Origin of the sequence: Enterobacter sp. DTU_2021_1002640_1_SI_PRY_ASU_LCPMC_013 (genome assembly GCF_032389435.1) — a bacterium.
GTDB classification, from domain to species: Bacteria; Pseudomonadota; Gammaproteobacteria; order Enterobacterales; family Enterobacteriaceae; genus Enterobacter; species Enterobacter hormaechei_C.
Genome location: NZ_CP135594.1, coordinates 903,396 through 924,645, shown reverse-complemented (window position 1 = coordinate 924,645; position 21,250 = coordinate 903,396). Strand labels below are relative to the sequence as shown.

General features: G+C 56.3%; 20 protein-coding genes and 1 tRNA gene. 5 read left to right on the top strand and 16 right to left on the bottom strand.

The genetic code is table 11. The features are described 5' to 3' along the window. Positions 1–3: 3 nt before the first annotated feature. Genes RS584_RS04395 through RS584_RS04380 form a run of 4 tightly spaced genes read right to left on the bottom strand, consistent with a single transcriptional unit; the run spans position 4 to position 4,003 of the window. On the bottom strand, positions 4–642 hold the full coding sequence (locus tag RS584_RS04395) for an NADH:ubiquinone reductase (Na(+)-transporting) subunit D (protein ID WP_003863219.1): 639 nt from the start codon (positions 640–642) through the stop codon (positions 4–6). Beyond that, positions 635–1,429 (bottom strand): Na(+)-translocating NADH-quinone reductase subunit C, encoded by a 795-nt coding sequence (locus RS584_RS04390; RefSeq protein ID WP_023295964.1) that lies wholly within the window; start codon positions 1,427–1,429, stop codon positions 635–637. Before RS584_RS04390 ends, RS584_RS04395 begins: the two co-directional genes overlap by 8 nt. Beyond that, positions 1,422–2,657, bottom strand: a complete 1,236-nt coding sequence (locus RS584_RS04385; RefSeq protein WP_022647143.1) for an NADH:ubiquinone reductase (Na(+)-transporting) subunit B — start codon at positions 2,655–2,657, stop codon at positions 1,422–1,424. The genes RS584_RS04390 and RS584_RS04385 overlap by 8 nt, the downstream gene beginning before the upstream one ends. A gap of 2 nt (positions 2,658–2,659) precedes the next feature. Then, positions 2,660–4,003, bottom strand: a complete 1,344-nt coding sequence (locus RS584_RS04380) for a Na(+)-translocating NADH-quinone reductase subunit A (protein WP_315748992.1) — start codon at positions 4,001–4,003, stop codon at positions 2,660–2,662. Positions 4,004–4,303: 300 nt separating this feature from the next. On the opposite strand from RS584_RS04380, the gene dpaA reads away from it, so the two are divergent. After that, on the top strand, positions 4,304–5,044 hold the full coding sequence (gene dpaA / locus RS584_RS04375) for a peptidoglycan meso-diaminopimelic acid protein amidase (RefSeq protein WP_006810008.1): 741 nt from the start codon (positions 4,304–4,306) through the stop codon (positions 5,042–5,044). On the opposite strand, the gene RS584_RS04370 is transcribed toward dpaA, so the two are convergent. Then, positions 5,015–5,782: a class II glutamine amidotransferase gene (locus RS584_RS04370; protein ID WP_017383120.1), complete on the bottom strand. Its 768-nt coding sequence runs from the start codon at positions 5,780–5,782 to the stop codon at positions 5,015–5,017. The genes dpaA and RS584_RS04370 overlap by 30 nt on opposite strands. Before the next feature lie 46 nt (positions 5,783–5,828). Next, the gene (lpcA, locus tag RS584_RS04365; RefSeq protein ID WP_003863232.1) at positions 5,829–6,407 is read right to left on the bottom strand and encodes a D-sedoheptulose 7-phosphate isomerase; all 579 of its coding nucleotides are present in this window, start codon (positions 6,405–6,407) and stop codon (positions 5,829–5,831) included. Positions 6,408–6,646: 239 nt separating this feature from the next. Here lpcA and fadE point away from each other — a divergent pair, with 239 nt between their 5' ends. Then, complete coding sequence (gene fadE / locus RS584_RS04360) at positions 6,647–9,091, top strand: acyl-CoA dehydrogenase FadE (protein ID WP_315748991.1); 2,445 nt, start codon at positions 6,647–6,649, stop codon at positions 9,089–9,091. Positions 9,092–9,198: 107 nt separating this feature from the next. Further along, positions 9,199–9,969: an amidohydrolase gene (locus RS584_RS04355; RefSeq protein ID WP_315748990.1), complete on the top strand. Its 771-nt coding sequence runs from the start codon at positions 9,199–9,201 to the stop codon at positions 9,967–9,969. An 85-nt stretch (positions 9,970–10,054) separates the two neighbouring features. On the opposite strand, the gene RS584_RS04350 is transcribed toward RS584_RS04355, so the two are convergent. The 9 genes from RS584_RS04350 to dnaQ form a co-directional block, all read right to left on the bottom strand. After that, positions 10,055–11,656, bottom strand: coding sequence for a gamma-glutamyltransferase family protein (locus tag RS584_RS04350; protein WP_315749918.1), 1,602 nt, complete (start codon positions 11,654–11,656; stop codon positions 10,055–10,057). A 9-nt stretch (positions 11,657–11,665) separates the two neighbouring features. After that, complete coding sequence (locus tag RS584_RS04345; protein WP_259385261.1) at positions 11,666–12,541, bottom strand: ABC transporter permease; 876 nt, start codon at positions 12,539–12,541, stop codon at positions 11,666–11,668. 2 nt (positions 12,542–12,543) lie between these two features. Beyond that, positions 12,544–13,485: an ABC transporter permease gene (locus RS584_RS04340; protein ID WP_015571382.1), complete on the bottom strand. Its 942-nt coding sequence runs from the start codon at positions 13,483–13,485 to the stop codon at positions 12,544–12,546. A gap of 18 nt (positions 13,486–13,503) precedes the next feature. Beyond that, the gene (locus tag RS584_RS04335) at positions 13,504–15,018 is read right to left on the bottom strand and encodes an ABC transporter substrate-binding protein (RefSeq protein ID WP_315748989.1); all 1,515 of its coding nucleotides are present in this window, start codon (positions 15,016–15,018) and stop codon (positions 13,504–13,506) included. Between the two features lie 2 nt (positions 15,019–15,020). After that, a complete protein-coding gene (locus tag RS584_RS04330; protein ID WP_032652644.1) occupies positions 15,021–16,103 on the bottom strand; it encodes an ABC transporter ATP-binding protein in 1,083 nt (360 codons plus the stop codon). Further along, entirely contained in the window at positions 16,100–17,113 is a 1,014-nt protein-coding gene (locus RS584_RS04325) for an ABC transporter ATP-binding protein (protein WP_315748988.1), read from the bottom strand. Before RS584_RS04325 ends, RS584_RS04330 begins: the two co-directional genes overlap by 4 nt. After that, the gene (locus RS584_RS04320) at positions 17,110–17,829 is read right to left on the bottom strand and encodes a FadR/GntR family transcriptional regulator (protein ID WP_015571386.1); all 720 of its coding nucleotides are present in this window, start codon (positions 17,827–17,829) and stop codon (positions 17,110–17,112) included. The genes RS584_RS04325 and RS584_RS04320 overlap by 4 nt, the downstream gene beginning before the upstream one ends. Positions 17,830–18,216: 387 nt before the next feature. Further along, positions 18,217–18,293: transfer RNA gene (locus RS584_RS04315), tRNA-Asp, on the bottom strand. A 132-nt stretch (positions 18,294–18,425) separates the two neighbouring features. Continuing rightward, entirely contained in the window at positions 18,426–19,157 is a 732-nt protein-coding gene (gene dnaQ, locus RS584_RS04310) for a DNA polymerase III subunit epsilon (protein ID WP_003863237.1), read from the bottom strand. Here dnaQ and rnhA point away from each other — a divergent pair. Then, complete coding sequence (rnhA, locus tag RS584_RS04305) at positions 19,111–19,689, top strand: ribonuclease HI (protein WP_160840538.1); 579 nt, start codon at positions 19,111–19,113, stop codon at positions 19,687–19,689. The genes dnaQ and rnhA overlap by 47 nt on opposite strands. Here the strand turns inward: rnhA and RS584_RS04300 are convergent, their stop codons facing one another. Further along, positions 19,690–20,406 carry a class I SAM-dependent methyltransferase gene (locus tag RS584_RS04300; protein WP_017383714.1) on the bottom strand — a complete coding sequence of 239 codons (717 nt, stop codon included), beginning with the start codon at positions 20,404–20,406 and terminating at the stop codon, positions 19,690–19,692. 32 nt (positions 20,407–20,438) lie between these two features. Here RS584_RS04300 and gloB point away from each other — a divergent pair, with 32 nt between their 5' ends. Further along, positions 20,439–21,197 (top strand): hydroxyacylglutathione hydrolase, encoded by a 759-nt coding sequence (gloB, locus tag RS584_RS04295; RefSeq protein ID WP_315748987.1) that lies wholly within the window; start codon positions 20,439–20,441, stop codon positions 21,195–21,197. Positions 21,198–21,250: the final 53 nt, after the last annotated feature.

Here is a 21,250-nt window from a genome sequence, read left to right as displayed (position 1 = left end):
CGGTTACTCCTTTTCCTGCTGTTCAGGCTTCAACGTACGAATCAGCCAGATCAGCAAACCGATAATGAAAAATGCGCTTGGGGCCAGCAGGAACAGGCCGTTCGGCAGATACCAGCCGCCGTTCTGTACCGTATCCAGCACCGGAATGCCAAACAGCTTGCCGCTGCCAATCAGCTCGCGCAGGAAACCAACCGTCAACAGGATCACGCCGTAACCCAGGCCGTTGCCGATACCGTCCATAAAGCTCGCCAGCGGTGGCATTTTCATCGCATAGGCTTCAGCACGCCCCATCACGATACAGTTGGTGATTATCAGGCCGACAAACACCGAAAGCTGCTTCGAGGTTTCATAGGCGAAGGCGCGCAGGAGCTGATCGACCACGATCACCAGCGAGGCGATAATCGCCATCTGCACGATGATCCTCACGCTGTTGGGTATGTGGTGGCGGATCATTGAGATAAACATGCTGGAAAACGCTGTCACCAGCGTTACCGCCAGCGTCATGACCACCGCCGTTTCCAGCTTGGTGGTCACCGCCAGCGCCGAGCACACCCCCAGCACCTGTAGCGTTATCGGGTTATTGGCTAACAGCGGGCCAATCAGCACCTTTTTAACTTCTTTCAGTTCACCCGTATCAGCCATTATTCAGCGCTCCTTCACGTACATTCTTCAGGAAGGGACCAAAGCCCAGTTCACCCATCCAGAAATCAAAGCTGTGCTGTACACCGTTAGAGGTGAGCGTGGCACCGGAAAGGCCATCAACGGCAAATTCATCGCCGGGACGCGCGCCCCCTTTCACCACCTTCAGCGCAGGCTGGCCGTTGTCGTCGAGCACTTTTTTACCAACAAACTGTGCCCGCCAGTTAGGGTTCTCAACTTCGCCCCCCAGCCCTGGTGTTTCGCCCTGATCGTAATAAGTAATGCCTTTCACCGTACGACCATCGGTATCCAACGCCACAAAGGCGTACATCATTGACCATAAACCGTTGCCATAGATGGGCAACACGATTTCCTGGATGCGCTTTTGCTCGTCACGGACGAGGTAAATCTCCGCGACATTGCTGCGGCGCTTAATGCCTGCCGGATCCTGCGAGGCGTCAAGCGTAGTGCTCATCTGCGGATCTTTTAGCGCCAGCGCCTGGTTGTATTTCGCCGGGTCTTTATCCATTAACTCCCCGGTTTTTAAATCCACCAGCCGTGCGGTAATACGTTCGGCAAACACCGCTGCGACGTCATCCTTCGTCATGCCTTCCTGCATCAGCCCGGCCACGGCCAGGATGTTACGCTGTTTATCCAGCGCTCGTTGCTCCTGCTGTAGCGGTTTTAACCCTACGGCAGAACCGGCCACGACAATGGAACAGACCAGACACAGTACCAGCACCACCAGCAGCGTTTTGCTGATGCTGTCGTTATTTTTGATCTCAGCCACGCGCCTTCCTCCGCTTAATGTTGGCGCGCACGACCAGGTAGTCGAACAGCGGCGCAAACAGATTGGCAAACAGAATGGCCAACATCATCCCTTCCGGATAAGCCGGGTTGACCACGCGAATCAGTACACACATCACCCCAATGAGCGCGCCGTAACACCATTTACCTCTGTCGGTAAACGAAGCCGAGACCGGATCGGTGGCCATGAACATCATGCCAAACGCAAAGCCTCCCAGCACAAGGTGCCAGTACCACGGCATGGAGAACATCGGGTTTGTGTCTGAACCAATGAAGTTGAAAAGCGTGGCGGTGAGTACCATCCCGAGCATGACGCCTGCGACAATGCGCCAGGACGCCACGCGGCCAAAGAGGATGATGGCCCCGCCGATCAAAATCATCAGGGTAGACACTTCACCGATGGAGCCTGGAATATTGCCGATAAACGCATCAAACCAGGTGACAGGCTGTCCGGTTGCATTATTGACCAGCGTTTCGCCGCCGCCAGCCGCCCACTGTGAAAGTGGCGTCGCGCCGGAGAATCCGTCTGCTGCCGTCCACACCAGGTCGCCCGAGATTTGCGCCGGATAAGCAAAGAACAGGAACGCGCGCCCTGCCAGAGCCGGATTGAGGAAGTTGCGTCCGGTCCCGCCGAAGATCTCCTTGGCAATCACCACGCCAAAGCTGATCCCCATCGCCGCCTGCCAGAGCGGCAGCGTTGGCGGAACAATCAGCGCAAACAGAATAGAGGTAACAAAGAAGCCCTCGTTGATCTCATGTTTGCGAATAATGGCGAACAGCACCTCCCAGAAACCGCCCACGATAAAGACAGTCATATAGATAGGGAGGAAGAAGACAGCGCCCAGCGTCATCATGCTGATCCAGCCGGCATCTGCCGCAAAGCTCACCCCCAGCGACTGCGCCAGACGATAGTGCCAGTCAGACTGAATCACCTGCGCCAGCTGCTCTGCATCGTACATATGATGCAGAGCCGGAATAGTTTGCAACCCAACGTTATACATCCCCCAGAACATGGCCGGGAAGACCGCAAACCAGACCAGAATCATCATTCGCTTGAGGTCAATGGCGTCGCGAACGTGCGCCGCGCCTTTCGTCACCAGACCCGGCGTGTAGAAAATGGTCGTTGTCGCTTCATACAGCGGGTAGTACTTTTTGAGCTTCCCTTCGGTAAAGTGCGGCTCAATTTTTTCAAAGAGGTGTTTTAAGCCCATGGTTATCCTTCCTGCTCAATGCGGGTTAACACCTCGCGCAATACGGGTCCATATTCGTATTTACCTGGACACACATAGGTACACAGCGCCAGATCTTCTTCGTCCAGCTCCAGACAGCCCAGCGCCTGGGCACCGTCGGTATCGCCGGCCAGGAGATCGCGCAGCAGCACGGTGGGCAGAATATCCAGCGGCATCACGCGTTCGTAGTTGCCAATCGGAACCATGGCGCGCTCACCGCCGTTGGTACTGGTGGAGAAGTTAAACAGCTTACGACGCAGGAAGTGGCCGAGCGTGGTGCGCGTTACCGAGTATTTTTCTGCACCAGGCAGTACCCAGCCGAACAGCTCTTTCTCGCGTCCTTCAAGCACAACGCTCACCTGAAGATGGAAACGCCCCAGCCAGGCCATCGGGCCTGTCGCGTGCCTGCCGCTCAGCACCGAACCGGAAATAATACGGTTTTCACCTTCTTTCGTTTCGCCAGCCAACAGCGCCGTCAGGTCTGCCCCAAGCAGCGTGCGAACCAGACGCGGGTGGGTTGCCTGAGGGCCGCCGATGGCAATAATGCGTTCTGCGCACAGCTCACCCGTGGTGAACAGCTTACCGATAGCGATCACGTCCTGATAATTAAGATGCCAGACCTGTTTCGTCAGGCTTACCGGCTCCAGAAAATGAATATGCGTTCCCACCAGCCCGGCCGGATGCGGGCCGGCAAATTCATTAAAGGCCACCTGCCCTTGCGGATGACCGCCCAGCTTACCCCCGCTGGCCTGGCAGACATGCACTTTGCCCGGCGTCAGGCGCGTTAACACGGTGAGGCCGGCATCGAAAGCTTTTCGTTCCGCCAGGATAAGAGGCTGCGGATCTGCGCTGAGCGGGTTGGTGTCGATGGCCGTAACGAAGATAGCGGCCGGCACAGTGCCAGGCACGGGCGTTTTGCTATAGGGGCGCGTGCGAAGCGCCGTCCACAGTCCCGACTCCAGCAGTTGCGTCTGCACCGCGTCGTGGCTGAGGGTGGCAAGATCGGCAGCATCAAAACGCGCAAATTCGCGTTTCTCATCGCCTTCAATTCGAATGACAACCGATTGCAGGACGCGACGCTCACCACGATGGATGGCGACAACGGTGCCGCTGGCTGGGGCTGTAAACATAACGCCAGGATTTTTTTTATCCTTGAAGAGCGCCTGGCCTTTTATTACGCGATCGCCTTCCTGTACCAGCATCGCAGGACGCATGCCCACGTAATCATCACCTACAATAGCGACATGGTGAATACTGGCGCCGGTTGTTACGTGCTGTTCAGGCACGCCAGAGATTGGCAGCTCGAGTCCTTTTCTGATTCTAAACATGTGGTTAGCAGGTATCCATGAACAACAATCCAGAGAGGCCGGAGTGTACCATTTTCGGCCCTGACGAGGGCAGCAAATCCGCCGTCTGGCGCGCCGAAATGCGAGCTATTGCGCAAAGTTCCTGGAGTCAGGACAATGTGAATGGGTTATAAAGTAAAACTAATTTGTAAACGCAAAGGTTGGCTCTTGCGAAAATCTCCATCGGTGCTAATGTGAGCGCTCCTGTCCAGATTAGTCTGATTTCGGGTGTCTTTTGCCGTTCTGGCAAGTTGGTCATTGTTTTATCAAGGAACCAGTAGTATGCGTAAAATCGCATTGTTCATTGCGATGCTTCTGATACCGTGCATGTCGTTTGCCGGGCTGCTTGGCAGTAATAGTTCAACGACGCCGGTCAGCAAAGAGTATAAACAGCAGTTGATGGGATCCCCGGTTTATATTCAAATCTTCAAGGAAGAGCGCACACTCGATCTGTTTGTCAAAATGGGCGAGACGTATCAGCTGCTCGATAGCTACAAAATCTGTAACTATTCTGGCGGGCTGGGGCCGAAACAGCGCCAGGGTGACTTCAAAAGTCCGGAAGGGTTTTACAACGTTCAGCGTAACCAGCTAAAACCGGACAGCCGCTTCTATAAAGCGATTAACATCGGTTTCCCCAATGCCTTCGACCGTGCGCACGGTTACGAAGGGAAATACCTGATGATTCACGGTGCCTGCGTGTCTGTCGGTTGTTATGCGATGACGGATTCCGGCATTGATGAAATCTTCCAGTTTGTCACGGGCGCACTGGTCTTCGGCCAGCCGAATGTTCAGGTCAGCATCTATCCGTTCCGTATGACGGATGCGAACATGGCGCGCCATAAATACTCTGTTTACACAGATTTCTGGAAACAGCTAAAACCGGGCTATGACTACTTCGAGCAGACCCATAAGCCGCCGGTGGTGTCCATCGTCAATGGCCGTTACGTGGTGAGTAAACCGCTCAGCCATGAAGTGGTTCAGCCGCAGCTGGCGTCAAATTACGCGGTCCCCGAGACAAAATAGCGCCCACTCGCCTGGCATAATCTTTTGCCAGGTTTCGTTGCCGGTCAGCGGCTGCGTTGCAATGACAGTGACCACATCGTTCGGTGTGGTCTCCTTCTGAAAATCAATTTCCACATCCTGATCGAGCAGCGTGGCGACCCCAAACGGCGCACGTCGGGTGATCCAGAACAGATTTGTCGAGCAGAACGCCATCACGTAGCGCCCATCAGACAACAGCATATTAAAGACGCCCTTCTCGCGTAACTCAGACGCCAGTGACGCTATGTACTTAAAAACGGCGGTCATGTTGCCGGGCGTACGGGGGTAGCGCTCGGTCAGCTTGTGCAGCAGCCAGCAAAATGCTTTTTCGCTGTCCGTTTCACCGACAGGACGAAAATTGCCGGTTTCCAGTGATTTATAGCCCGAGAGCTGCCCGTTGTGCGCATAGGTCCAGTTACGGCCCCACAGTTCACGGGTAAACGGATGGGTATTTTCCAGCGCCACTTCGCCGCGATTTGCCTGGCGGATATGGGCGATCACCGAACAGGATTTAATAGGATAGTCCTGCACCAGTCTGGCAATGGGTGAGTTAAAGCTGGGTTGTGGATCTTTAAACGTGCGACATCCTTTGCCTTCGTAGAAGGTAATGCCCCAGCCGTCTTTATGCGGCCCGGTTCCTCCACCGCGCTGAACCAGCCCGGTAAAACTAAAGCAGATATCGGTTGGCACATTGGCGCTCATCCCGAGCAGTTCGCACATAGATCACCTCCACAACAGCGGGGGCACCGGCGCCCCCAGCGAAGTCTTACTTAACCATCTCTTTTTCGATCAGTTGGATCAGGATGTGGATCACTTTGATGTGAATTTCCTGAACGCGATCCGCATAACCGAAGTGTGGTACACGGATTTCAATGTCCGCTGTACCGTCCATCTTACCGCCATCTTTCCCGGTCAGGGTGATCACTTTCATGCCCTTCTCACGCGCGGCGGCGATCGCTTTGATCACGTTAGCGGAGTTACCGGACGTGGAGATACCCAGCAGTACGTCGCCTTCACGGCCTACGGCTTCAACGTAGCGGGAAAAGATATGGTCGTAACCGAAGTCGTTGCCTACACAGGAGATGTGGCTCACGTCGGAAATCGCTATCGCCGGGTAGCCCGGACGGTTTTCGCGATAGCGTCCGGTCAGCTCTTCGGCGAAGTGCATGGCGTCACAGTGGGAACCGCCGTTACCGCAGGAGAGCACTTTACCGCCGGCTTTGAAGCTGTCGGCCAGCAGGACCGCCGCGCGCTGAATAGCGTGAATATTGGCATCATCTTTCAGAAAATTCGCCAGCGTTTCCGCCGCTTCGTTCAGTTCGTTACGAATAAGATCCTGGTACATGAGGATAATCCTTCAGTATTGATGAAATAACACAGTGGAGTGTACCGGATAGCAGTAAAAGCGAGAAGCTAAAGCCATGCGAATCGTCCGGCGTTTTGATTTTTTGTGCCGGCTAAAACGCGAACAATGTGAACCAGGTTGTAATTATTTTGTAAACACATTGCTAAAGGAAATGACATCAACTACAACCATATCATCACAAGTGGTCAGACCTCCTACAAGCAAGGGAGCTTTTCTTTATGATGATTTTGAGCATTTTCGCAACCGTTGTGCTGCTCGGTGTGTTGTTCTATCACCGTGTCAGTTTATTCCTGAGTAGCCTGATTCTTCTGGCCTGGACGGCTGCACTTGGCGTCGCTGGCCTGTGGAATATCTGGGTCCTTGTTCCCCTGGCCATCATTTTGCTGCCGTTCAACCTGACGCCGATGCGTAAGTCGATGATCTCTGCGCCGGTGTTCAGGGGATTCCGTAAAGTGATGCCGCCGATGTCGCGTACAGAGAAAGAAGCGATTGACGCCGGTACGACCTGGTGGGAAGGCGATCTGTTCCAGGGCAACCCGGACTGGAAAAAGCTTCACAACTATCCGCAGCCGCGTCTGACCGCCGAAGAACAAGCCTTTATTGATGGTCCGGTAGAAGAAGCGTGCCGCATGGCAAACGACTTTGCTATCACTCACGAAATGGCCGACCTGCCGCCTGAGCTGTGGGCATACCTGAAAGAGCATCGCTTCTTCGCGATGATCATTAAGAAAGAGTACGGCGGTCTGGAATTCTCCGCTTACGCTCAGGCTCGGGTGCTGCAAAAACTGGCGGGTGTCTCCGGGATCCTGGCGATCACCGTTGGCGTGCCAAACTCCTTAGGCCCGGGCGAGCTGTTACAGCATTACGGTACGGAAGAGCAGAAAGATCACTACCTGCCGCGTCTGGCGCGTGGTCAGGAAATTCCGTGCTTCGCGCTGACCAGCCCGGAGGCGGGCTCCGATGCAGGCGCGATCCCGGATACCGGCGTGGTCTGCATGGGCGAATGGCAGGGTGAACAGGTGCTTGGCATGCGCCTGACCTGGAACAAGCGTTATATCACCCTGGCGCCTATCGCCACCGTACTGGGTCTGGCCTTTAAGCTCTCTGACCCGGAAAAACTGCTGGGCGGCGATGAAGATCTGGGCATTACCTGTGCGCTGATCCCAACCTCTACCCCAGGCGTTGAAATTGGTCGTCGTCACTTCCCGCTGAACGTGCCGTTCCAGAACGGTCCAACCCGCGGCCAGGATATCTTCGTGCCGATTGACTACATCATCGGCGGTCCGAAAATGGCCGGTCAGGGCTGGCGTATGCTGGTGGAATGTCTGTCAGTGGGCCGCGGCATTACCCTGCCGTCGAACTCAACCGGCGGTCTGAAGTCGGTAGCGATGGGGATTGGTGCGTACGCGCACATCCGCCGTCAGTTCAAAATCTCCATCGGCAAGATGGAAGGTATCGAAGAGCCGCTGGCGCGTATTGCGGGCAATGCCTATGTGATGGACGCCGCAGCCTCGCTGATTACCTACGGCATTATGCTGGGCGAAAAACCCGCCGTGCTGTCGGCGATTGTGAAGTATCACTGTACCCACCGCGCACAGCAGTCAATTATTGATGCAATGGATATCGCAGGCGGTAAAGGTATCATGCTCGGCGAAGGCAACTTCCTGGCGCGCGGCTATCAGGGTGCGCCGATTGCCATCACCGTGGAAGGGGCAAACATCCTGACCCGCAGCATGATGATCTTCGGCCAGGGTGCGATTCGCTGCCATCCGTACGTGCTGGAAGAGATGGCTGCCGCGCAGAATAATGATGTGGATGCCTTCGACAAGCTGCTGTTCAAACATATCGGTCACGTCGGCAGTAACAAGGTGCGCAGCTTCTGGCTGGGCCTGACGCGCGGGCTGACCAGCGCGACGCCAACCGGCGATGCGACCAAACGTTACTACCAGCATCTGAACCGTCTGAGCGCCAACCTGGCTCTGCTGTCTGACGTTTCCATGGCGGTGCTGGGCGGTAGCCTGAAGCGTCGCGAACGCATCTCCGCCCGTCTGGGTGATGTGCTGAGCCAGATCTTCCTGGCCTCTGCGGTGCTGAAACGCTACGACGATGAAGGCCGTCAGGAAGCGGATCTGCCGCTGGTGCACTGGGGCGTTCAGGATGCGATGTATCAGGCCGAACAGGCGATTGACGATCTGCTGGCGAACTTCCCGAACCGCTTCGTGGCGGGTGCCCTGCGCGCGGTGATCTTCCCGACCGGTCGTCATCACCTGGCGCCGTCCGACAAGCTGGATCACAAAGTGGCAAAAATCCTCCAGGTACCAAGCGCAACCCGCTCTCGTATTGGTCGGGGTCAATATCTGGCACCTACCCCCCATAACCCGGTAGGTTTGCTGGAAGAGGCGCTGCTTGACGTGATGGCCGCCGACCCGATTCACCAGAAGATCTGCAAACAGCTGGGCAAAAACCTGCCGTTTACACGACTGGATGAGCTGGCAAAACAGGCGCTGGCGGGTGGCATCATCGACAACAGCGAAGCTGCGATTCTGGTGAAAGCCGAAGAGAGCCGTCTGCGCAGTATTAATGTGGATGATTTCGAACCTGAAGAGCTGGCGACACAGCCGGTAAAGCTGCCAGAGAAGCACCGCAAACCTGAAGCGGCATAAGGCCTTTTGCTCCCACAAACCCCGCCCCGCGCGGGGTTTTTTATTGACACATTTTCTGGTAATGACGTGCTACAGTGTCAAAAAGTGTTTATTAAGGAGCCTGTATCGTGCCTGGTTTAAAGATTTCTGTTTTGCAGCAACCTTTAGTGTGGATGGACGGCCCCGCCAACCTTCGCCATTTTGATCGCCAGCTGGAAGAGATTACCGGACGCGATGTGATTGTCCTGCCGGAGATGTTTACCACAGGTTTCGCGATGGAGGCAGCAAAACAGTTCATGCCGCAGGACGAGGTGGTGGCCTGGATGCACGCCAGGGCGCAGGAAACAAATGCGCTGATTGCCGGTAGCGTCGCACTCCAGACCGGGCGCGGACCGGTCAACCGCTTCCTGCTGGTCGAGCCGGAAGGAAAAGTCCATTTCTACGATAAGCGCCACCTGTTCCGCATGGCGGATGAACATCAACATTATGAAGCCGGAAGCGAACGCGTGGTATTTGAATGGCGCGGCTGGCGTATTCTGCCGCTGGTCTGCTATGACCTGCGCTTCCCGGTGTGGTCGCGCAACCGCAACGATTATGACCTGGCGTTGTACGTCGCCAACTGGCCCGCCCCACGCTCCCTGCACTGGCAGGCTTTACTGACCGCGCGCGCGATTGAAAATCAGGCTTATGTCGTTGGCTGTAACCGCGTGGGAACGGACGGCAACGGGCATCACTATCGCGGTGACAGCCGGGTGATAAGTCCGCAGGGTGAGATTATTGCCACCGCCGAGCCGCATCAGGCAACACGAATTGACGCTGAGATCTCGTTAACGACGTTAAAGGAGTATCGGGAGAAATTTCCGGCCTGGCAGGATGCAGATCCGTTTAGCATTGGTTGAAAAAAAGCCGGGTGACGGCTGCGCCTTACCCGGCCTACAAAAAGCACAGCGTAGGCACGGTAAGCGCAGCGCCACCGGGCGTTAATTAACTCACCAGCGCCTGCCCGTCTTTGCGGCTTTCCGTCGCGGCCACGTAGTGCCCTTCCGGCATACGGTAAATCACCTGCGCACCGCCGAAGTTATAATCCTGAAGCGGATCTTCCACCACGATCTGATGCCCGCGCTCGCGCAGCGCCGCGATAGTATTGCGATCGAACGTTGATTCGACGATCACCTCCCTGCCCTGCACCACGCGCCAGCGCGGGGCATCGATTGCCGCCTGCGGGTTTTGCCCGTGCAGCATAATGCGCAGCGCCATCTGCATGTGACCCTGAGCCTGCATCGGGCCGCCCATCACGCCGAAGGACATCAGCGGCTTGCCGCTGCCGTCCATCGCAAATCCCGGAATGATGGTGTGGAACGGGCGCTTGCTGCCCGCCAGCGCGTTCGGGTGCGCAGGATCCAGCACAAAGCCGCAGCCCCGGTTTTGCAGGCTGATCCCGGTATCCGGCACCACGATCCCTGAACCGAATCCCATATAGTTGGACTGAATAAACGAGACCATCATCCCACTCGCATCCGCGGTGCTGACGTAAACCGTCCCGCTCTGCGTCGGCGATCCATACACAAAATCAGAAGCTTTATCGTGGTTGATAAGCGCGGCGCGCGACTTCAGGTAATGGTCGCTCAGCAGTTCTTTCGCCGCGAACGCCATATGTTCTTCATCCGCAACGTAGCGGTCGAGATCCGCCAGCGCCAGCTTCATCGCCTCGATGGAGAGATGAAGAGACTGCACGGAATCCGGGTGATGCTTCTCAATGCCGCACTGCTCAAGAATACCCAGCGCAATCAGCGTGGCGATCCCCTGACCGTTAGGCGGCAGCTCCTGCACCGAACCGCCCGCGAAGTCGCGCGACAGCAGGTCTACCCAGTCCACGCGGTGGTTTGCCAGATCCTCTGCCGTCAGATGCGCACCGTGTTCTTTGGCAAAGGCGGCAATTTTCTGCGCCAGCTCGCCGCGGTAAAACGCGTCGCCGTTGGTTTTCGCAATCAGCTCCAGCGAGTTCGCCTGCGCCGGGTTACGGAAGATTTCCCCCACGCGCGGGGCGCGGCCTTCCGGCGCGAAGCAGGCGCTGAAGCCCGGCTGATCTTTCAGCTTGCTATAGCCTCGCTGCCAGAGATGACCAATCAGCGGCGAGACGGGAAAGCCGTTGCGCGCGTAGTCAATGGCAGGCTGCGCCAGCGTGGTCAGCGGCAGCGTGCCGAAGCGCTCCGCCAGCGCGACCCAGCCGGATACCGCTCCCGGCACGGTCACCGCGTCCCAGCCAATTTCCGGCACTGCGCTTTTTCCGGCAAACAGATCCGCATGCCAGCTGGCCGGCGAGCGGCCTGATGCGTTGAGGCCGTGAAGCTTTTCACCGTCCCAGACGATGGCAAAGGCGTCGCTGCCGATCCCGTTGCCGGTCGGCTCAACCACCGTCAGCGCCATCGCGGTGGCAATGGCTGCATCGACGGCATTGCCGCCCAGTTGCAGCATCTTCATCCCCGCCTGCGCCGCCAGCGGCTGCGACGTGGCAACCGCGTTATGGCCCAGCATCGGCGGACGGCGTGAATCGTAACCGGACGTAAAATCAAGCGCTTTGGTCATCATGACTCCTTAGTCGTGGCGCGGATCGAGCGCATCGCGCAGCCCGTCGCCGAGTAGATTAAAGCCCTGCACGGCAAGGAAAATCGCCACGCCGGGGAAAACGGACATCCACGGAGCCTGCTCCAGAAACCCTTTCGCGGTGTTGAGCATGGAGCCCCAGGACGGATTTGGCGGCTGCTGTCCCAGCCCCAAAAACGACAGGCTGGCTTCGGCGATAATCGCCGAGGCGATCGCCAGCGTGGCCTGCACGAGGATCGGCGACATCACGTTTGGCAGGACGTATTTAATGATGATCCAGCGATCCGGCAGGCCAATCGCCCGCGCGCCGTCGATATACTCTTCGTTGCGAATGGCGATCACCTGGCCGCGCGTCAGCCGGGCGAAGATCGGCATTGCCGAGAGACCAATGGCGATCATCGCATTCGTCAGGCTTGGGCCTAAAAATGCCCCCAGCGCGATCGCCATGATCAGGAATGGACAGGCCAGCAGCGCCTCAATGAAGCGTGAGATGACGCCGTCCCACATCTTCTGGAAGTAGCCCGCCACCAGCCCCAGCGGCACGCCGATGACCACGGCAATAATGACCGACATACAGCCCGCCATCAGCGAGGTGCGCGCCCCCCAAATAATGCGGGATAAGATGTCACGCCCCAGCTCGTCGGTGCCGAACCAGTACATCGCCGACGGCGCTTTGCGCACCGCCAGGAAGTTGGCTTTGACCGGGTCGAAGGGGGCTATCCACGGCGCCAGCAGCGCCACCAGGACAAAAAAACCCACCACAAGCGCGCCAATCACCGCGCTTTTATTGCCGAGAAATTTCTTCAGCACCCGGTTCTGCGCGCGCGGCAGCGTGGGGGAAACGGTTTGCGTCGTCAGTTCCGCCATGGTTAACCTCGCATTTTCGGGTTGATAAGGACGTAGAGCACGTCGGCCAGCAGATTGAGCATCAGGAAGCCGATCGCCACGATCAGCACCACGCCCTGCACCACCGCATAGTCACGATTGAACACCGAGTCGACGATCATTTTGCCAAAGCCCGGAATGGTGAAGACCTGCTCGGTCAGCACCGCGCCGCCCAGTAGCTCGCCGAACAGCAGCGTGGTGAGGGTGATTACAGGCACTAGCGCGTTGCGAAAGGCGTGCTTCAGGATCACTGCTTTCGGCAGCAGCCCCTTCGCGCGCGCGGTGCGGATGTAATCCGCTTTCAGCACCGCAATCATCGACGCACGGGTATGGCGCATCAGCGTCGCCGCCAGTCCGGTTCCGAGCACGGACGCGGGCAGCAGCAGCGTGCGCAGGTTCTGGATCGGATCTTCACTGAATGGCACATAACCGGACGCAGGTAACCATTGCAAGTTCACCGAAAAGACCAGAATCAGCAGGATCCCCAGCCAGAAGTGCGGAATTGATATCCCCGAGATCGCCACAAAGTTCGCCCCGTGATCCACCCAGCTGTTTTTATTCACCGCCGCAAGGATCCCCATGCTGATGCCAAACACCAGCGCGATGATCATCGCCAGCAGAGAGAGCTCCAGCGTGACCGGCAGCTTGCTGGCAATCAGCTGCGTGACCGGTTCATGCGTGCGCAAGGAGACGCCCAGATCGCCCTGCAGCGCGCGCGTCAGCCAATGGAAATACTGCACGGGGATCGGCGCATCCAGATTAAGCTCAGCACGCAGCTGGGCAATGACCGCCGGATCGCGCTCCTCCCCGGCCATGGCGATCAGCGGGTCGCCGGGCAGCAGCTTTTGCAGTCCGAACACCATCATGCTCACCAGCAATAGCGTCGGGACGGCCAGCAGCAGACGTTTGCAAATCAGTTCCAGCATGGGTTCTCCTCAGGACGTTTATTTTGCCAGCGTCAAACCGGCCAGACGCACGATGCCGTCCGGGTACGGCTTAAAGCCCTGCACGTTCTTGTTCAGTCCAAAAATGCGCGGCTCGAAGTAGAGGTAGGCAATCGGCATGTCGGTCTGGAGCTGCTTCACCACCTTGTCGTACAGCGGCTGGCGTGCGGCCTGGTCGGTGCTCTGACGCGCCTGAGTCAGCCATTCATCGATCTGCGCGTTGCTGTAGCGACCGTCGTTCAGGGTGCCTTTACTGTTGATAAAGCCGTAAATGCTGCCGTCCGGATCCGGGCGCCCCGACCAGCCGGAGAAGCTCAACTGGTAGTCACCGCTCTGCTGGCGATCCAGCAGCGTGGCGAACTCGGTCATTTGCAGGTTCAGGTTAAAGCCCGCCTCTGCCACCATCGCCTGCAATACCTGTCCCACCTGCTGCGAGGTTGGGTTGTTCGGCACCAGCAGATTGACGCTCAGCGGCGTGGTCACACCGGCAGCTTTCAGCAGCGCTTTGGCTTTATCGACGTCGCGCGGCGGGACCGGCAGGTTAACGTGGTACGGGCTGACCGGTGAAAACGCCTGATTTGCCGGGGTGTAGAGCCCTTCAAAGACCACCTGGTTTAAGGCATCGCGATCGATTGCCTGAGAAAATGCCTCGCGCACGCGGGCATCTTTGAACGGATCGTTGGCCGGCACCTTGCCGTTGTTAATATTAAAGGTGATCCCCTGATAGCCCAGACCGGTGACCTTCGCCAGCGCCAGCTTGCTGTCGGCTTCGACGGTTTTGACGTCGCTGGCGGCAATGCCTTCGGTCAGGTCGAGATCGCCCGCGCGCAGGTTCGCGAGACGCACGGAGGCATCCGGGATCGGCAGATAGATGATTTTGTCGAAGTGGTAGGCGTCTTTGTTCCAGTAGTTGTCGAAGCGGGTCAGAACGATGCGGTCCTGCGAGACGCGGCTGTCGAACTTATAGGGGCCAGAGCAGACCGGATGGGCGGCAAAGTCGGGCTTTTTCGCCGCTTCCGGAGCCATCATCGCCCCGGCGCGGTCAGTGAGCTGCATCAGCAGCGCGGCATCGGGGGTCTTCAGGTGCAGGGCGATCTGCATCGGGCCAGTAACTTCCACGGACTCTACGGACGAGATTTCACTTTTACGCAGGGAGCCTTTTAAGGTCAGGGCGCGGTCGAGGTTGTACTTTGCCGCCACCGCATCAAATTTTTCACCGTCGTGGAAGGTCACGCCTTCACGCAGGTTGAGCGTCAGGGTTTTACCGTCTTCGCTCCAGGCCCAGTCTTTTGCCAGCCCCGGCACCACCTTTAAATGCTCATCAACGTCCACCAGCCTGTCGCAGAGAGAGGCAAACACGAAACGGCCATAGTAGGTGCGCGCCAGATGCGGGTCGAGCATATCCGGGTCGGCCCCCAGGCCGATCCGCAGCACGCTTTCAGAATGGGCGGGCAGCGCCGCGCCAAGCAACATAACACTTCCCAGTACGGTCAAAAGAGAATTACGCATTGTCATTATCATGAGTTCCTTGAAGGAAGGGAGGAGTGAGTGGCCGCGTGTTCAAACAGCGCGCGGCGGCGCAGAAAAGCGGCGGATGGCGGTGCGATCTGGATAACGCTGCGATCGCGATTGATCTCCTGCCAGCGATGGCAAGCAACCTGACGTCCGCCGTCGAGCACCTGATTAATCGGCTCGATCTGGCGGCATTCATCTGTAACGTAGGGGCAACGGGTGTGGAAACGGCAGCCGGACGGCGGGTTAGCCGGGTTCGGTAAATCACCCTGCAACAGCGGCGTATCCCGCGCTACGCCTGGCTGCATTTGCGGCGCTGAGGCAATCAACGCCTGGGTATAAGGATGCAACGGTGCGTCGAAGATGTCGTCGACGGTGGCCAGCTCGACGATTTGCCCAAGATACATTACCGCCACGCGGTCGCTCATATGACGGATAACCGCCAGCCCGTGGGCGACGATCACCATCGTTAGCCCCAACTGGTGCTTCAGGCTTTCCAGTAAATTAACCACCTGTGCCTGCACGGAAACGTCCAGCGCAGAAACCGGCTCATCACCCAGCAGCAGCTTTGGGCCTGACGCCAGCGCGCGCGCAATGCCGATACGCTGACGCTGCCCGCCGGAAAATTCGTGTGGATAACGCCCGGCCCAGGCCGCGGGCAAGCCGACCGTCCTGAGTAGCTCGGAGACGCGGTACTGGCGATCCGTTTTTTTCATGTTCTGATGCAGCCACAGCGGCTCACCGACAATTTGCTCCACCGTCATGCGCGGGTTCAGCGAAGCGAAGGGATCCTGAAAGATGATCTGTAGCTCACGCCGGAGCTGGTTCAGACGGGCGCCCGAGGCGTGGGTGATCTCCTCACCCTGATAAAATACCCGCCCTTCGCTGGCGCCCAGCAGGCGCAGCAGCAGACGACCAAGGGTGGATTTCCCGGAACCCGACTCGCCGACAATTGCCAGCGTTTCGCCAGGCATCACCGACATCGAAACTCGGTCGACAGCGGTGACAAAGCGGGCCGGCGTAAACAGTTTTTTCGGGCCGGGGAAAAGCTTGCTCAGATCGCGGGCTTCAAGAATGGGCATAGTCATGCGGTCTCTCCCAGGGCAATGTGGTGTTCGAGCGGCACGCGGAAGCAGGCAACCTGATGGCCCGTACCGAGCGTAGTGAGCGGTGGTTTTTCAGCATGACAGCGCGTCTGCGCGAAGGGACATCGGGTGGCAAAGCGGCAGCCTTGAGGCATGGATTCCGGCAGCGGGACCGATCCGGGAATAGTTGATAGCTGGCCTTTACGCGCGCCCATAGAAGGAAGGGAACCCATTAGGCCAATGGTATAGGGGTGCTGCGGATCGGCAAACAGGGCTTCAACACTCCCCTGCTCCACTACCTGTCCGGCATACATCACCGCCACCTGCTGCGCGACTTCGGCCACCACGCCTAAATCGTGGGTGATCATCAGCACCGCCGTGCCCGTTTCTTCTTTTAAGGTATTGAGCAGGGAGAGAATTTGCGCCTGAATGGTCACGTCCAGAGCAGTAGTGGGTTCGTCAGCAATGAGTAGTTTGGGATGGTTTATCAGCGCCATCGCAATCATCACGCGCTGGCGCATACCGCCGGAAAGCTGATGCGGGTAAGCCTTAAGGCGCATCTCTGCGGCCGGGATCTGCACCTTCTCCAGGATCTGTAGCGCAACCGTCATCGCCTCAGCCCGGGAGATCGTTTGATGGCGCATCACCGCTTCACTGAGCTGATCGCCAAGCGTGAAGGCCGGGTTGAGCGAGGTCATGGGCTCCTGGAATATCATCGCCAGCTCGCTGCCGCGCAGATCGGCATACTCCCGCGGCGAGAGCTTGCGCAGATCCTGGCGGCGGAAATTCATCTCCCCGCTGACGACCCGGGCGCTGGCAGGTAATAACCCCATCAGCGCCAGGGAAGTGATGCTTTTACCGCAGCCGGACTCGCCTACCAGCGCCAGCGTTTCTCCCGCCCTGACCGTCAGCGAGATATCTTCGAGCACGCTCACCGGCGAGCCTGCGAATTTAACGTTGAGGTTTTGCAGCCGCAGTACGGGCGTGGAGTCCTTAAAGGGTATCGTCGTCATAGCGTGGAATCGTCCTCAAGGTGGATAGCCTGAATCAGGGCGGTTTGCAGGCTGAGCAGGTGTTCGCGCATGGCGGCAGCTGCTTCATTAGGCTGGCGATGAATAATCGCTGACATGATTTTGTGATGGTGGTCGTTGTAGCTATCGACACGTTCAGGGGTGCGGGCAAGTTCGCGTAAATGCTGCCAGCCAGGCTCCCGGCGGACGGCATCTATCGCATCAAAAAGCCCAAGCATCAGGCGGTTACCTGCTGCCTCCGCAATGGCGCGGTGGAAGGCGCTATCCCACAGTTCGTTGAGATCGCGGTCATCCGGGCTGACCTTATTAATGCGTTCCAGCATACGCTGCATGAGCGCGAGGTTTTCCCTGGTGGCACGCAGTGCCGCAAGTCGGGCTAAGCCGGGTTCGAGCTGTAGTCGAGCTTCCATGACTTCCAGCAGGTTGGTTTGCTGAACCAATCCCTGAAGCGCCAACGGCTCAACCGGGGCAGATGGACCAATAAAGGTACCCTTGCCCTGCTTGCGCCAGATACGCCCTTCCTCTTCCAGCACGTCCAGCGCGCGACGCACTTCACGTCGGCCTACGCCGAGAGTGTCCGACAGCTCACGTTCAGTGGGCAGCGGAATGCCTGGTGTTGACTCGTGCTGGTTGATAAGCCCGCGCAGCTGCTCAAGCGCGGTACTGGAATTAGCTAAAAACCGTGAAGGCTTTTCCATATTGGTTCGCTCGCTTTCATCATTGCTTTATTTTTATTAATAATAAGTTATTGATATGACGCAGAACTTAACGTGCTAATGATTAAGCAATTAACGAACCAATAGCGTATTGGTTCGGTAATTTTCTGAAAAATGATCGGTAACCGAATGATTTCTTACCAATTATATTACATAATTATTACATAAGAAGATGGACACGGAGGTGAGAGCGGGCAAAAAATGCACAAAAACAGTGCAAACAACGCACTAAAATCGTGCAATTGTTAATAAAATGCACTGCATTTATTAACTTTTTGTTAATAAAAATAAAAAGAGGAATGAACAATATTCGAGGGACGATAAAACGACGAAAGCCTGAATCATTTCTGACTCAGGCTTTCTGAATAGTGGCGGAACGGACGGGACTCGAACCCGCGACCCCCTGCGTGACAGGCAGGTATTCTAACCGACTGAACTACCGCTCCACTGTTCCCGTTTGGGGAACGAGGCGAATATTACGGTTTGCCTCTGAACTCGTCAACGCTTTTTCTCAGGTTTTGAATCGTTTGCTGCAAAATTCACCCAAACGGTGATTTAACAAACGTTTCGGCACATTTTCACGTGCGCCACAAACAGCTTCCGCCCTTCTTCTGCACTAAATCGAGACGAGATTCATGGTTCATCAGTTCTTCATCACTGGCTAAAACAACCCGCAGGCGATTCGCCTGACGCACAATACGCTGAATTCCCCCTTCATCCCGCGTCTGCTGGGATTCATTTTCCATACTGAATTTCATCGACGTTTGCCCGCCGGTCATGGTCAGGTAGACATCGGCCAGGATCTGGGCATCGAGCAACGCGCCGTGCAGCGTTCGCTTGGTGTTGTCTATCTCATAGCGAGAGCACAGGGCATCAAGGCTGTTACGCTTGCCGGGGAACATCTTCCTTGCCAGCGCCAGGCTATCCGTGACTTTACAGAACGTATTCGTCTTCGGAATATCACGGTTGAGCTTGCTGAACTCATAGTCCATAAAGCCGATATCGAACGACGCGTTATGAATGACAAGTTCCGCACCTCTGATGTAGTCGAGAAATTCATCTGCGACGTCGGCAAAGGTGGGCTTATCCAGCAAAAACTCATCGGCAATTCCGTGAACGCCGAACGCTTCCGGGTCCACCAGCCGATCGGGTTTGAGGTAAACGTGGAAGTTGTTGCCCGTAAGGCGACGGTTCACCACTTCAACGGCACCAATCTCAATGATTTTGTGCCCTTCGTAGTGGGCGCCAATCTGGTTCATACCGGTGGTTTCGGTATCAAGAACAATCTGGCGAGTAATTGCAGTGCTCATAGCGGTCATTTATGTCAGACTTATCGTTTTACTGAACGTTTCAAATACAGGAAGTCTACCAGAGATGCGTAAACAGGTAGAAATTTTCACCGATGGATCTTGTCTCGGTAACCCAGGGCCCGGCGGCTATGGCGCCATTATGCGCTATCGCCAGCATGAAAAAACATTTAGTGAAGGCTATTTCCTGACCACCAACAACCGCATGGAGCTAATGGCGGCCATCGTGGCGCTGGAAGCGTTAAAAGAACATTGTGACGTGGTGCTGAGTACCGACAGCCAGTATGTCCGCCAGGGTATTACCCAATGGATCCACAACTGGAAAAAACGCGGCTGGAAAACGGCAGAGAAAAAACCCGTCAAGAATGTCGATCTCTGGAAGCGTCTTGATGCCGCCCTCGGTCAGCACGAAATCAAATGGGAGTGGGTAAAGGGGCACGCCGGTCACCCTGAAAACGAACGCTGTGACGAGCTGGCTCGCGCGGCGGCATCCAACCCAACCCATGAGGATGCAGGTTATCAACCTGAATCCTGATCATGGTTTTTTGTACTGCCGCGTGGCCCCCACGGTCTGGCGGATCCGCGTTTTTGATTTGCTTTGCTTCATCGGGTTGAGCGTAAGGGGGATCGTCCTCTTACGCGCGACAATAAATTGCATGCAGCCCAGCGCGGGTAAATGGGTGCTTAATAAGACCCCGCCTTTACGCGTCCAGGGGATGACCTGAAAACCCCCGTAGCTCAGCACTTCGAAATTTAACAGTGAAAGCCAGTCCAGCTGGCGCATCATGGTAAACATCCTGCTGTTATAAGGCGGCGTGCGACGCAGAACGGGCGTCAGCTTACGTAGCCCCATCAGACTCAGCGGATTAAAACCGCTCAGGATCAGCCAGCCGTCATCAATCAAAACGCGGTCGGCTTCCCGCAGCAGACGATGGGGATCGCTGCACCAGGGCAGCGTGTGGGCGAGCAGACAGGCATCAATGGATTTTTCCGCAAACGGCAAATGCAGCGGATCCGCTTTCACCTGAACCGGGGAGCCATTAAGCGATACGCTGACCTGATGCGAGATAGCGCAGCTTTCGGTATTGATTTCTGCGCTCAGATTGCCAATCTTAAGCAGGTGAAAACCATACATTTTCGCGAGCCAGGGTTTAAGCTGAAGTTCTAAGGCCTCGCGATAATATTCACCCCAGGGCAACTCTGCCCAACGTTCCGGTGGTGCGACAGTCTGAGGTATCCTTGCCGGTTTCATCAAAACACCCGCCACGCTATAAGAGGTAATGCATGAATCTTATCAGTATTTCCGCCTTTCAGGACAATTACATCTGGGTTTTAGTCGACGACGATCGCAGATGCATCATTGTTGATCCAGGCGAATCCGCACCGATCCTGCACGCGATAAAAGAAAACGACTGGCAGCCTGAAGCGATCCTCCTTACCCATCACCATCACGATCATGTCGGCGGTGTTCCCGATCTCCTTGCGCGCTATCCCCATATTCCCGTCTACGGACCAGCGGAGACACAGGATAAGGGTACGACGCAAGTTGTTGAAGAAGGCGAAAGTATCCTCATCCTCGGGTGGGAGTTTTCCGTATTTGCCACGCCAGGTCACACTTCCGGTCATCTCTGTTTCTACAGCAAACCTTATCTGTTTTGTGGCGACACGCTGTTTTCTGGCGGCTGTGGAAGGCTGTTTGAAGGCACGCCAGAACAGATGTATCAATCTTTACAAAAAATTAATGCGCTGCCAGCCGACACCGTAATTTGTTGCGCACATGAGTATACATTAGGGAATATGAAGTTTGCTGCAAGCGTGCTGCCTGAGGATCGGGCGATTCAGGATTATTACCAGAAAGTGAAGGAGTTACGTGCAAAAAACCAAAAAACACTCCCCGTAATTCTGAAAAATGAGCGACAAATAAATTTATTTTTAAGAACTGATGATGTTGATTTAATTAGTAAAATTAATCAAGAAACAAATTTGTTACAACCTGAAGCGCGATTTGCATGGTTAAGGTCAAAGAAAGATAACTTCAGATAATTGCGGGTTGCCTTTTCAAAATTTCGCCGTTATCATCGCTCGTCTTTTAAGCA